At 74.0% G+C, this 12976-nt stretch carries 10 protein-coding genes and 1 pseudogene; 6 read left to right on the top strand and 5 right to left on the bottom strand.

Annotated features, from left to right (window positions below):
• Positions 1-46: 46 nt before the first annotated feature.
• Complete coding sequence (locus ACIRFL_RS10685; RefSeq protein WP_404026317.1) at positions 47-778, bottom strand: VIT1/CCC1 transporter family protein; 732 nt, start codon at positions 776-778, stop codon at positions 47-49.
• 240 nt (positions 779-1018) lie between these two features.
• Here ACIRFL_RS10685 and ACIRFL_RS10690 point away from each other — a divergent pair.
• The 6 genes and pseudogenes from ACIRFL_RS10690 to ACIRFL_RS10715 all read left to right on the top strand — a co-directional run.
• Positions 1019-2005: pseudogene (locus ACIRFL_RS10690) on the top strand (ADP-ribosylglycohydrolase family protein); the annotation flags it as partial.
• 509 nt (positions 2006-2514) lie between these two features.
• Positions 2515-3663, top strand: coding sequence for an ADP-ribosylglycohydrolase family protein (locus ACIRFL_RS10695; protein WP_404026320.1), 1149 nt, complete (start codon positions 2515-2517; stop codon positions 3661-3663).
• Positions 3664-3671: 8 nt separating this feature from the next.
• A complete protein-coding gene (locus ACIRFL_RS10700; protein ID WP_404026321.1) occupies positions 3672-4847 on the top strand; it encodes an ADP-ribosylglycohydrolase family protein in 1176 nt (391 codons plus the stop codon).
• Positions 4835-6496 carry an ADP-ribosylglycohydrolase family protein gene (locus ACIRFL_RS10705; protein WP_404026324.1) on the top strand — a complete coding sequence of 554 codons (1662 nt, stop codon included), beginning with the start codon at positions 4835-4837 and terminating at the stop codon, positions 6494-6496. Before ACIRFL_RS10700 ends, ACIRFL_RS10705 begins: the two co-directional genes overlap by 13 nt.
• Before the next feature lie 91 nt (positions 6497-6587).
• A complete protein-coding gene (locus ACIRFL_RS10710; RefSeq protein WP_404026325.1) occupies positions 6588-7781 on the top strand; it encodes a CaiB/BaiF CoA transferase family protein in 1194 nt (397 codons plus the stop codon).
• Positions 7778-8593 (top strand): HpcH/HpaI aldolase/citrate lyase family protein, encoded by an 816-nt coding sequence (locus ACIRFL_RS10715; protein ID WP_404026327.1) that lies wholly within the window; start codon positions 7778-7780, stop codon positions 8591-8593. Before ACIRFL_RS10710 ends, ACIRFL_RS10715 begins: the two co-directional genes overlap by 4 nt.
• A gap of 56 nt (positions 8594-8649) precedes the next feature.
• Here ACIRFL_RS10715 and lgt read toward each other — a convergent pair whose 3' ends face one another.
• The 4 genes from lgt to trpB all read right to left on the bottom strand — a co-directional run bounded on the left by lgt (position 8650) and on the right by trpB (position 12968).
• Positions 8650-9705, bottom strand: a complete 1056-nt coding sequence (gene lgt / locus ACIRFL_RS10720; protein WP_404026330.1) for a prolipoprotein diacylglyceryl transferase — start codon at positions 9703-9705, stop codon at positions 8650-8652.
• 82 nt (positions 9706-9787) lie between these two features.
• Positions 9788-10564 carry a DsbA family protein gene (locus ACIRFL_RS10725; protein ID WP_404026333.1) on the bottom strand — a complete coding sequence of 259 codons (777 nt, stop codon included), beginning with the start codon at positions 10562-10564 and terminating at the stop codon, positions 9788-9790.
• Between the two features lie 296 nt (positions 10565-10860).
• Positions 10861-11679: a tryptophan synthase subunit alpha gene (trpA, locus tag ACIRFL_RS10730; protein WP_404026335.1), complete on the bottom strand. Its 819-nt coding sequence runs from the start codon at positions 11677-11679 to the stop codon at positions 10861-10863.
• Positions 11676-12968, bottom strand: coding sequence for a tryptophan synthase subunit beta (trpB, locus tag ACIRFL_RS10735; RefSeq protein ID WP_404026336.1), 1293 nt, complete (start codon positions 12966-12968; stop codon positions 11676-11678). Before trpB ends, trpA begins: the two co-directional genes overlap by 4 nt.
• Positions 12969-12976 lie beyond the last annotated feature (8 nt).

Genomic DNA, 12976 nt, shown 5'->3' on the forward strand with positions numbered 1-12976 from the left:
GGGTAACAGGCTGCTCATGCGGCCCGGCGCATGGGTGCCAGCCGCACTATCCTACGGCGGTTCCGAACAAACTGCCCAGGGCGTAGGTCACACCGGCCGCCGCGCCACCGAGGGCAAGCTGCCGCAGACCGCTGAACCACCAGCTGCGGGCGGTCACCTTGGCGACCACGGCGCCGCAGCCGAACAGCCCGATGAGGGCCAGCACCAGGGCCGGCCACAGCGCGGTCGCGCCCAGCAGGTACGGCAGGACGGGCAGCAGGGCGCCCAGCGCGAAGGAGCCGAACGAGGAGACCGCCGCGACCAGCGGCGACGGCAGATCGCCCGGGTCGACGCCCAGTTCCTCCCGGGCGTGTATCTCCAGGGCCTGCTCGGGGTCCCGGGACAGCTGCCGGGCGACCTCGCGGGCCAGCTCCGGCTCGACGCCCCGGGTCTCGTAGAGCGCCGCCAGTTCCTCCTCCTCGTCCTGCGGGTGGCGGCGCAGCTCCCGCCGCTCGACGTCCAGCTCGGCCTCGACCAGCTCGCGCTGCGAGGCGACGGAGGTGTACTCGCCGGCCGCCATGGAGAAGGCGCCGGCGGCGAGGCCCGCGAGCCCCGTGATGACGATGGTCTGGTGGCCGACCGCGCCGCCCGCCACACCGGTGATCAGGGCGAGGTTGGAGACCAGGCCGTCCATCGCGCCGAACACGGCGGGGCGCAGCCAGCCGCCGTTCACGTCCCGGTGCGTGTGGTTGTCCCGATGGGCCTCGTGCAGCGCGGCCTCGGTGTCGATGATGGCCATAGGGGTCCCCCCAGGAGCCTAGTTGGACGGGTTCTACTTTTTGACAACAGCGAATCTACGCTTTTGATTTCCGTCCCGCCAGCAAGGAAAGGCTGGGCTAACCTGCGGCTTTACCTTTTTTGCTCAAACGTGCAAAGGTCCGCGCATATGTCGACCGGGTGATGCTGAGGGCATCGGTGCTGGCGCCGACCGCTCCGGTGGCAGACATCCGCAAAAGCCGCCCCACGAAGAGAGCCGCCCATGGCATCGATCGCCCGCATCCCGTCGGTCCCGTCCCCCGGGGACGCCACCGAACTCCGCGACCGGGCGCGCGGCGCGCTGCTCGGCCTGGCGGTGGGAGACGCGCTCGGGGCCCCGGCGGAGAACCTGAAGCCCTCGGAGATCCGGGCCCGCTGGGGCCGTATCACGGGCTACGTCGTCGAACGGCCGGCCGGCACCGACGACACCGAGTACGCGATCTTCTCGGGGCTGCTGCTCGCCCGGCACGGCTGCGCGCTCACCCCGGAGCATGCGGAGGCGGCCTGGCACGAGTGGATCGCGAACCGGCACGAGGGGCCCTTCCGGGGAGCGGGATTCAGCGAGCGGGGCACGCTGGAGAACCTGCGCCGGGGGCTGGCGGCGCCCATCTCCGCCCAGCACCGCCACGCCTGGAGCGACGGCCTCGCGATGCGGGCGGCCCCCTTCGGGGTGTTCGCGGCGGGCCGCCCCGCCGAGGCGGCCCGCCTGGTGGCGATCGACGGCTCGGTCAGCCATGACGGCGAGGGCATCTACGGCGGGCAGGCGGTGGCCGCCGGGGTGGCCGCGGCCATGGCGGGGGCGCCGGTCAGCGCCGTGGTCGCCGCCGCGCTCGCCGTCGTCCCCGACGACTCGTGGACGGCCCGCTCGCTGCGCCGGGCGGTCGCCGTCGCCCACCGCGGCGAACGCGCGGTCCGCTCCGCGGTCGTCGTCGGCGGCTACCCCTGGACCGACCTCGCCCCCGAGGCGGTGGCGCTCGCCTTCGGGGCGTACGCGTCCGCCGACGGCGACTTCCGGCGGGCCGTCCTGACGGCGGTCAACATGGGCCGGGACGCCGACACCACGGCCGCCGTGGCGGGCGCGCTGGCCGGCGCCACCGAGGGCGCCGGCGCCGTACCGCCCGAGTGGGCGGCGGCGATCGGTCCGGCCCGCGGCAGCTGCCTGCCGTCCATGGCGGGCCACCATGTGCTCGACGTGGCGGACCTCCTGGTCGAACGGGCACCGGCTCCCCCGCTCCGGGCGGCACCGGAACTCCTGGTCGAGGACACACCGGAACTCCTGGTCAAGCAGGCATCGGGACCCTTGGTCGGGCAAGCACCGGAACTCCTGATCCGGGACGCATCAAAACTCCTGGTCCAAGAGGCACCGGAACCTTTGGTCGAGCAGGCACCGGAACTCGCGGCCGTGAACGCACCGGAACTCCTGGTCCAGGACGGACCGGAACCCTTGGTCCGGGACACACCGGAACCCTTGGTCCGGGTCGGACCGGAATTTGCGGACGAGGGCGCACCGGAGTTCCCGGGCCGGGAGGCATCCGGGGCGGGGGCGGCCAGGCCGTCCCTGCCGCACGTCCCGCCCGGTGCGCTGTGCGACCTCGTCGCCCGGGCCGGGGTGCAGGCCGCGGAAGGGCTCACACCGGACACCGTACGCGGCGAGGCCCACCCGGCGGCCGAGCCGGCGACCGTACCGCCCGCCGACACCGCGGCCTACGTGCCCGCCGCGTGTGCGCAGGGCGAGCAGGGCACGGTGCGGCCGTGAGCCGCAGGATCGAGGGACTGCTGCTCGGGCTGGCCGCGGGGGACGCCGCCGGATGGCCGGCCGCGCGCCACCGGGCCGCCCGGATGCCCGAGTGGACACGGCGGCTCACCCGCGAGCTGGACACCTTCGCCGAGCAGAACGCGACGACCACGCTGCCCGTGCCGATCGCGCTCAACCAGCCCCCGGAGCCGCTGCGCCTCGGCCCCTCCGACGACGCCGAGTGGGCGGTGTTCGCGGCCGAGGCGGTGCTGCGCGCCGGCGACGACAGCGCGCTCGGGGACCTGAGCCGGGACCGCCGCACCCGGGCCGCCATCGACCTCACCTGGAGCGCCGTCGCCTCCGAGGTCGCCGCCGCGGCCGAGCGCGCCCCGGAGGTCGAGTCCGCGGTGCTGCCGCTGCGCGCCCGGATCTCGGTCCGGGCCGGCCTCGGCAACCTCGCCACCGGGCTGCGCCCGCCCGCCACCGGCCACGACAACCCGCACTACTTCGACGACGCGGCCTGCGTACGCGCCTGCGTGCTCGCCGTCGCCCACCGCGGCGACCCCGGGCGCGCCGCCGAACTGGCCGAGTTCGACGCCCGCTACACCCAGGACGGCGACGGGGTGCACGGCGCCCGGGCCATGGCCGCCGCCCTCGCCCTGGCGCTCGCCGACGCGGACGTGGACACCTGTGTGACGGCGGCCCTCGGCGAGCTGCCCGCGACCACGGAGATCGGCCGCAACGCCCGGCATGCGCTGGCCCTCGCCCACGACACCGGGACCGCCTTCGCCCTGATCCCCCTCCTGGAGCACCAGATCGTCGACCACGTCTACAGCTACGGCATCGCCGCCGCCGAGACGGTCCCGGTCGCCCTCGCCCTGGCCAGCGCCGCACGGGGCCGGATCGCCGAGGCCGTGCCCGCCGCGGCCTGCCTGTCCCGGGTCGCCGACTCGGCCCCCGCGCTGGCGGGCGCGCTGACCGGGGCGCTGGGCGGCGGCGCGGCCGTTCCGCGTGCGTGGCGGGACGCCTGCCGCACCCTCTCCGGCTGTGCGCTCCCGCGCCTCACCGGCACCGACCTGGTCGAACTCGCCGGACTCCTGGAAGCCGCGCAACCGGCCGCTCCAGGGGGATGATGCGGGGCATGACGCCCACAGCAGATGAAATCGGCGGCCCCGGTCTGCATGAGCGGATCACTGGGGCGCTCGTCGGCGCCGCCGTCGGAGACGCGCTCGGCGGCCCCGTCGAGGGCTACTCGCCCGACCAGATCCTCGAACGCCACGGTGGCCGTGTGCACGGCGTCGTCGGCCCCTGGCACGGGGACGCCTGGCGCACCGCACGCCCCATCGCTCCGTACCACAAGGGCGACGGGCACGTCACCGACGACACCCTGATGACCCATGCGCTGGTCCGGGTGTACGCGCGGGTCCGGGACCACCTGGACGCCTACGCCGTCGCCGACCACCTGGTGCCTGACCTGATGACCAACCCGCGCTGGATCCCCGAACTGGAGGCGGAGGCGCTGCCCTTGCACCGGATCTTCCTGGCGGAGAAGTGGCTGGTGGCCCGCCTGGCGTACGGCCATGTGGACCCCCGGGAGTCGGGCACGGGCAATATCGTCAACTGCGGGGCGGCGATGTACATGGCCCCCGTCGGCCTGGTCAACGCGGCCAACCCGGCGGGCGCGTACGCCGAGGCGCTGGACGTCGCGGGCGCGCACCAGTCCTCGTACGGCCGTGAGGCGGCCGGGGTCTTCGCCGCGGCGGTGGCGGCGGCCGCGGCACCCGGCGCGAGCCCCCGGTCGGTGGTGGCCGCCTGCCTGTCGCTGGCGAAGGACGGCACCCGGGCGGCGATCGAGGAGGTCTGCGCGGTGGCCGGCCGATACCGCGACATCGAGTCGGCGCTGGTCCCGCTGCGGGAGGCGGTGGCACCCTACGACACGGTCGGCCCCGACTACCGGGCCCCGTCGCTCGGCGCCCGCCGCCCGTCCCGGCTGCACTCGATCGAGGAACTTCCGATCGCGCTCGGCATGCTGCTGGTGGCCGACGGCGACTACCGGCAGGCGGTGCTGGGCTCGGTCAACTACGGCCGCGACTGCGACTCGATCGCGACGATGGCGGGCGCGCTGGCCGGCGCCCTCGGCTCGCCCGTGCCGGAGGACTGGTCCAAGACCGTGGCGGAGGCGAGCCGGCTGGACCTGTGGGCGCCGGCCCGGACGCTCACCGAGGTCGCACGGGAGGTCTTCGCGCGGGACGTCGGACGGCGCCGGGCCCACGAGCGGGCGTTCGCCGCACTCGGGGGTCCGGAATGCTCCGGCTGACCTGGGTCCAGCCGGAGGACCTGGTGGCCCACGAGCTTCGCCAGGCGCGGCAGGACGGACGCGAGCCGACGGCGATCGAGGCGCGGTGGACGGCGGCGGGCGGCGGTGCCGCGCCGGTGCGTGCCGGTGCCTCCCCGCGGCCGGCGTCGCGGTACCTGCGGCTGCTCGCGGAGGACCTGCTGGACGAACTGGCCGACCTGCCCAGCACATCGGCCGACCGGGAACCGACCGACCTGACCGACATCAAGACCCTGTGCCCCCACTGGCCGACCGAACCTCTCCTGGCTGCAATCGGATTGACGGGGCGTCGGCCGCCGAACCGCGAGACACGGCCCTCCGGACCGCCGGCCCACGGGGCGGCGGGTGGCGGACCGGCGGGTGACGGACCGGCGGGTGACGGACTGGCAGGCCACCGGCCGCCGGACCACGGGTTCCGGGACCGCCGGTTCGCCGAACACGGGTTGTTGGACAGCGGGTTGCCAGCCCGCGGATCCCCGGCCCACGGGTCCCCCGGCCACGGGTCCTTTGGCGCCGCAGGCATGCGGGGTCCGGGTGACGGCGGGTCGAGGGGCGGTGGCGTCCGTACGGCCCTGACCCCGCTTCGGTTCGAAGCGGCCTGGTTGGGGCGGGCCGTGGGCTGTCTGCTGGGCAAGCCGGTCGAGAAGGTGTCCCTCGACGGCATCCGCCGGCTCGCCCGGTCCACCGGCAACTGGCCGCTCACCGGGTACTTCACGGCCCGCGGGGTCCCCGACGGCCTCAAGGCGGCCCACCCCTGGAACCGCCGCTCCGCCGCCACCTCGCTCGCCGAGAACATCGACGGCATGCCCGAGGACGACGACCTCAACTACCCATTGCTGAACCTCCTGTTGCTGCGTCGGCACGGCAGGGCGTTCAGCACCGTCGAACTGGCCGGGCTCTGGCTCGACGAACTCCCCGCCGGACGCACCTTCACCGCCGAGCGCATCGCCTACCGCAACCTCCTCGCCGGCATCGAACCCCCGCACACGGCCCGCCACCGCAACCCCTTCCGCGAGTGGATCGGCGCCCTCATCCGCGCCGACGTGCACGGCTGGACCAACCCGGGCGACCCGGCCGCCGCCGCGGAACAGGCCCACCGCGACGCCGTGCTCAGCCACACCGCCAACGGCGTCTACGCGGCGATGTTCATCGCGGCCACCATCGCCGCCGCGGCCACCGGAACCCTCGACGTGCACGCCTGCCTGCGCGTCGGCCGCACGGTGGTGCCGCCCGGCTCCCGGCTGGCGCAGGCCCTGGACCACGCCGTCCTGCTGGCCGCCGAACACGCCGACTTCGACCAGGTCGTGGACGCGCTGCACGCCCGCTACTCCGCCACCTACCACTGGGTCCACGCCCTTCCCAACACCGCCCTGATCACCGCCGCCCTGACCCACGCGGACGGCGACTTCACCGGCTCCATCTGCCGCGCCGTGTCGGGCGGCTGGGACACCGACTCCAACGGGGCCACCGCCGGCAGCATCGCCGGCCTCCTCGCCGGCACCCCCGCCGCCCTGTCCGACCGCTGGACGGCCCCCCTCAAGAACCGCCTCGCCACCTCCGTCACCGGTTTCGACGGCACCGGCTTCGACACCCTCGCCCAGCTCACTCACCTGGAGGCGACCCGCCCATGACCCCCACCGCACCCGACAGCGCGACCGCCGGCCCCAGCCCGCACGGGGACCCGACCTCCGGCCTCGTCCCGTACGAGGCCCCGCACGCCGGATGAACGCCCCCCGGCCCCTGGACGGTCTGCGCGTCCTCGATCTCGCCACCCTCTTCGCCGGCCCGCTCGCCGCGACCCTGCTCGGTGACTTCGGCGCCGAGGTCATCAAGGTCGAGCACCCGGCGAAGCCCGACCCGTCGCGCGGTCACGGTCCCGCCAAGGACGGCGTCGGCCTGTGGTGGAAGCTGCTCGGCCGCAACAAGCGCACCGTCACGCTGGACCTGTCCAAGCCCGGCGGCCGTGCCACCCTGCTGCGGCTGGCCGCCACCGCCGACGTGGTGATCGAGAACTTCCGGCCCGGCACGCTGGAGAAGTGGGACCTGGGCTGGCAGGAGCTGTCCGCCGTCAACCGGCGCCTCGTCCTCACCCGGGTCACCGCCTTCGGCCAGTTCGGGCCGTACGCGCGCCGCCCCGGCTTCGGCACCCTCGCCGAGGCGATGAGCGGCTTCGCCGCGATCACCGGCGAGCCGGACGCGCCCCCGACGCTCCCGCCCTTCGGTCTCGCCGACTCCATCGCCGCCCTGGCCACGGCGTACGCGGTGATGACGGCGCTGGCCGCCCGGGAGCACACCGGCGCGGGCCAGGTGGTCGACATGGCCATCATCGAGCCGATCCTGACCGTCCTCGGCCCGCAGCCCATCTGGTACGACCAGTTGAGCCACGTCCAGCCGCGCACCGGCAACCGCTCCCAGAACAACGCCCCGCGCAACACCTACCGCACGGCCGACGGCAGCTGGGTCGCCGTCTCCACCTCCGCGCAGTCGGTCGCCGAACGCGTCATGGACCTGGTCGGCCGCCCGGACCTGATCGACGAGCCGTGGTTCGCGACCGGCGCCGGACGCGCGGCGCACGCCGACGTCCTCGACGCGGCCGTCGGCCGCTGGATCGCCGGCCGCACCCGCGACGAGGTGATCTCCGCCTTCGAGAAGGCGGAGGCCGCGGTGGCGCCGGTCCAGGATGTGCGGGACGTGATGTCCGACCCCCAGTACGCGGCCCTCGGCACCATCGCCACCGTGGACGACCCGGAACTGGGCCCGCTGCGCATGCAGAACGTCCTCTTCCGGCTCTCCGCCACGCCCGGCGCGATCCGCTGGGCGGGCCGCCCGCACGGCGCGGACACGGAGGCCGTCCTGACCGAGCTGGGCCTGACCCCGGCGGAGCTGCACGCCCTGCGCAAGGAGGGCGCCCTGTGATCCCGTTCCCGCTCACCTGGCTGTACGTCCCGGGCGACCGCCCGCACGTGGTGGCCAAGGCGCTGGCCTGCGGCGCGGACGTGGTGGTGATCGACCTGGAGGACGCGGTCGCCCCGGACCGTAAGGAGTACGCCCGCGCGGCGACCGTCGACCTGCTGTCCGAGCCGCAGCCGGTGCGGGTGCACGTCCGGGTGAACGGCACCGAGGGCCCGTGGGCCGCCGCCGATCTGCGGGCGGTGGCCGGGCTGCCGGGCGTGTCCGGGGTACGGCTGCCGAAGGTGACCTCCGCCGACGAGGTGGTGCGCGCCGCCGGCACCACGGGGCACCGGCTGTACGCCCTCCTCGAAACCGCCCTGGGCATCGAGCGCGCCCACGCCATCGCCGCCGCCCACCCGGCCCTGCGGGGCATCTCCCTCGGCGAGGCGGACCTCCGGGCCGACCTGGGCGTACGCGATGACGCTGGCCTCGACTGGTGCCGCTCCCGGGTCGTCGTCGCCGCGCGGGCGGCCGGTCTCGCGCCGCCGCCCCAGTCGGTCCACCCCGACATCCGCGACCTGGACGGGCTCGCCGCCTCCTGCGCCCACGGCCGCGCCCTCGGCTTTCTCGGCCGGGCCGCCATCCATCCGCGCCAGCTGCCCATCATCGAGCGCGCCTATCTGCCCACGGAGGCGGAGCTGGACCAGGCCGAGACGATCGTGAAGGCGGCGACGACGGAGCGCGGCGCCCAGGCGCTGCCGGACGGCCGGTTCATCGACGCGGCCGTGGTGGCAGCGGCCCGGCGGACGCTGTCCCTGGTGGCCCGCAGGGCGTGAGACACGGCGAGGGCGCCCCGCGATCGGGGGCGCCCTCGTCGTCGTACGGCCGCTGGTCAGCTCTTCTTGGCCGACTCCGCCTCGTCCTTGGCTTCCGAAGCCTCGGCGCTCCCGGCGATCTTGCCGTTCTCGGCCCGGCCCTCGGGAACCCCGGCGGCCCCGGCCTCGGCCTGTGCCCCGTCCTCCGCCGGGTCCGGCACCTCGTCCTTCGCCTTGTCCTTCGCCTCGTCGTCGGACGCGGTGGCGGTCTCGGAGCCGGTGTCCGTGCCGGGGGTCGCGCCCTCGGCATCCGCCGCGGCGGCCGGCTCCACCACGGCCTCCCGGCCGGGCCGCTTCTTCGCCGACACGACGATGTACACCACCGCCAGCACGAAGACGAGCAGCGCGGTCCAGTCGTTGAGCCGCAGGCCCAGGACATGGTGGGCGTCGTCGACACGCATGTACTCGATCCAGGCCCGGCCCGCGCAGTACGCGGCGACGTACAGGGCGAACACCCGGCCATGGCCCAGCTTGAAGCGCCGGTCGGCCCAGATCACCAGGACGGCGACGCCGATGCACCACAGGGACTCGTACAGGAACGTCGGGTGGTAGTAGCCCGGCACCCGGCCGCCCGAGGAGGAGGTGATGTGCACCGCCCAGGGGAGGTCCGTCTCCCGCCCGTACAGCTCCTGGTTGAACCAGTTGCCCCAGCGGCCGATCGCCTGCGCCAGGGCGATGCCGGGGGCGACGGCGTCGGCGTACGCGGGCATCGGGATGCCACGGCGCCGGGCGCCGATCCAGGCGCCCAGTGCGCCGAGCGCGATCGCGCCCCAGATGCCGAGCCCGCCCTCCCACACCTTGAAGGCGTCCACCCAGTCACGGCCGTCGCTGAAGTACAGCTCGTAGTCCGTGATCACGTGGTAGAGCCGACCGCCGACGAGGCCGAACGGCACGGCCCAGACGGCGATGTCGGCCACCGTGCCCGAACGGCCGCCGCGGGCGACCCAGCGCTTGTTGCCGAGCCAGACGGCAACGAACACGCCGATGATGATGCAGAACGCGTAGCCGCGCAGCGGAATCGGGCCGAGGTGCAGCACCCCGCGCGACGGGCTGGGAATGTAGGCAAGTTCCATGGCAGGGTCGACGCTACCGTGCCGGGCCGGGCACACGGCAGTCAGCCCGGCTACGGGTCCATAACAGGGGCGTGAGAATCACTCACCCCTTGTCGGCAGCCTCCACCATCTGCTTGAGCTTGTCCGGGGTCAGCGTCTGGTCCTGGTAGATGTTCTTGCCGTTCAGCAGGACGGTCGGCGTGCCGGTGAAACCGCCCGCCTGGAAGGCCTTGTTGGACTTCGCCACCCAGCTGTTGTGCGTGCCGTCTCTGACGCACTTCTGGAACTCGGGCGTGTCCAGGCCGTTCACCTTGCCCGCCAGCTCGATCAGCTTGTCATCGCTGGAGAAGGCGTCGTCCGTCTCCTTGGGCTGGTTCGCGTACAGCACGTCGTGGTACTCGCGGAACTTTCCGGCGTCCTGGGCGCAGGCCGCCGCGTTGGCCGAGCGCCGGGAACCGCTGCCGCCGAGGTTGCCGTCGATGAGCGTGACCAGGTGGTACTCGATTCTGAGCTTGCCGGCGTCGGCCAGCTCATGGAGCGTGGGGCGGTACACCGTCTCGAACTGCTGGCAGGCCGGGCAGCGGAAGTCCTCCCACACCGTGAGCGTGGACTTGGCGCCGTCCTTGCCGACCGGGATGGCGAGGCCGTCCTTGCCCTGCGCGCCGGAGGGCGCCACGACCGGGCCCGCGTCGGCGCTGCTCTTGTCCTTGCCGGCGTTCGCGGCGACCACGCCGATCACCGCGGCGAGCCCGAGCACGCAGATCACGGTCGCGCCCACGATCAGCGCGCGGCGTCGCTTCTCCGCGGCCTTCTGCTTCTCTCGCTCGACCGCCAGGCGCTCGCGGGCAGTGCGCTTTCCGTCACGATTCTTCTCGCTCACACCCCCAGAACGAACCGGGGAGGCGCTGCGCGCCTGCCCGGTCCCAGGTCCACCCGTTCGAGTGACCGGCGCTCTGCGGGTGGGGCGGGGACGCGCCGTCGTTTCGTCTGCCGTCGTTCCTCTGCGGCGCCATCGTGGCTGGTCGCGCAGTTCCCCGCGCCCCCTTCGGGGCGCTGGTGGGGCGCGGGGCCGCTATGTGCCCATCGGCTGGTGAACCGGGCCACGGGCGTCGTTCGACTGCCGCGCCGTCGTGGCTCAGCGCGCAGTTCCCCGCGCCCCCTTCGGGGTGCGGGGGGCTATGGCTGTCTGCGGACTCCTCGGGCCAGTTCGGTGGCCAGTTGGCGGACTGACGTGACTCCGGTTGCCGGGTCCGGGGCGTCCAGCATGCGTTTGACGAAGGCTGAGCCGACGATCACTCCGTCGGCGAAGCTCGCGACCTGGGCGGCCTGGGTGCTGTCGGAGACGCCGAGGCCGACGCAGACGGGCAGGTCCGTGCCGGTGGCACGGGTGCGCCGCACCAGGTCCTCGGCCTGCGCGCCGACGGACTCGCGGGTGCCCGTGACGCCCATCAGCGAGGCGGCGTAGACGAAGCCACTGCCGGCCGCGGTGATCTCCGCGAGCCGGGCGTCCTTGCTGCTGGGGGCGACCACGAAGACCGTGGCGAGTCCGTGCTTCGCGGCGTGCTCACGCCACAGCGCCGACTCCTGGACCGGCAGGTCGGGCAGGATGCAGCCCGCGCCGCCGGCCTCCGCCAGCTCGGCGGTGAAGCGCTCCACGCCGTAGCGGTCGATGGGGTTCCAGTAGGTCATGACGAGGACGGGCTTCCCGGTCGCCTCGTGGGCCTCCCGGACCGTGCGCATGACGTCGGCGACCCGGACGCCGCCGCGCAGCGCGATGTCGTCGGCGGTCTGGATGACCGGGCCGTCCAGGACGGGGTCGCTGTGCGGCAGCCCGACCTCGACCACGTCGGCGCCGCCGTCGAAGACGGCCTTGATCGCCTCGATGCCGCCGTCCACGGTGGGGAACCCGGCCGGCAGGTAGGCGATCAGGGCGGCCCGCCCCTCCGCCTTCGCGGCGGTGAGCGTGTCGGTCAGCAGCTGGATGTTCCCGCTCACTTGGCGTCCCCCTCGATCTCGGCGTGCGCGCCGTCCGCGTCCGCGGCGACCTCGGCGTCCGCGTCGCCGTCGTACAGGCCGAAGTAGCGTGCGGCCGTGTCCATGTCCTTGTCGCCGCGGCCGGACAGGTTGACCACGATCAGCCCGTCCTCGCCCAGTTCCCTGCCGACCTCCAGGGCGCCGGCGAGCGCGTGGGCGCTCTCGATCGCCGGGATGATGCCCTCGGTTCGCGACAGCAGGCGCAGCGCCTGCATGGCCGCGTCGTCGGTGATCGCGCGGTATTCGCCGCGGCCGGACTCCTTGAGGTAGGAGTGCTCGGGGCCGACGCCCGGGTAGTCAAGGCCTGCCGAGATCGAGTACGGCTCGGTGATCTGACCCTCGTCGTCCTGGAGCACGAAGGAGCGGGAGCCGTGCAGGATGCCGGGCTCGCCCGCGGTGAGGGTGGCCGCGTGCTCGCCGGTGGCGACGCCGTGCCCGGCGGGCTCGCAGCCGACGAGGCGGACGGAGGCGTCCGGGATGAAGGCATGGAAGAGGCCGATGGCGTTGGAGCCGCCGCCGACGCAGGCGACCGCGGCGTCGGGGAGCCGGCCCGCACGCTCCAGGAGCTGGCGGCGCGCCTCCACGCCGATCACCCGGTGGAAGTCGCGCACCATCGCGGGGAACGGGTGGGGGCCGGCCACGGTCCCGAACAGGTAGTGGGTGTGGTCGACGTTGGCGACCCAGTCCCGGAAGGCCTCGTTGATGGCGTCCTTCAGGGTGCGGCTGCCGGACTTCACGGCGACGACCTCGGCGCCCAGCATGCGCATGCGGGCCACGTTCAGGGCCTGCCGCCGGGTGTCGATCTCGCCCATGTAGATGGTGCAGTCGAGGCCGAACAGCGCGCAGGCGGTGGCGGTGGCGACGCCGTGCTGACCGGCGCCCGTCTCCGCGATCACACGGGTCTTGCCCATCCGCCGGGTGAGCAGGGCCTGGCCCAGCACATTGTTGATCTTGTGGGAGCCGGTGTGGTTGAGGTCCTCGCGCTTGAGGAACACCCGGGCGCCGCCGGCGTGCTCGGCGAACCGCGGCACCTCGGTGAGCGCGCTCGGGCGGCCGGTGTAGTCGACCAGGAGGGCGTCGAGTTCGCGGGCGAACTCCGGGTCGTGCTTGGCCTTGTCGTACTCGACGGCGACCTCGTCCACGGCGGCGACTAGCGCCTCCGGGATGAACTTGCCGCCGAACGCGCCGAAGTAGCCCTCGGCGCTGGGGATCCGACCCTCCGGGTCGGGGACGAAGAACTCGCTGGGCATGCGCAATC

Source organism: Streptomyces sp. NPDC102462, assembly GCF_044765425.1.
Classification (GTDB): domain Bacteria; phylum Actinomycetota; class Actinomycetes; order Streptomycetales; family Streptomycetaceae; genus Streptomyces.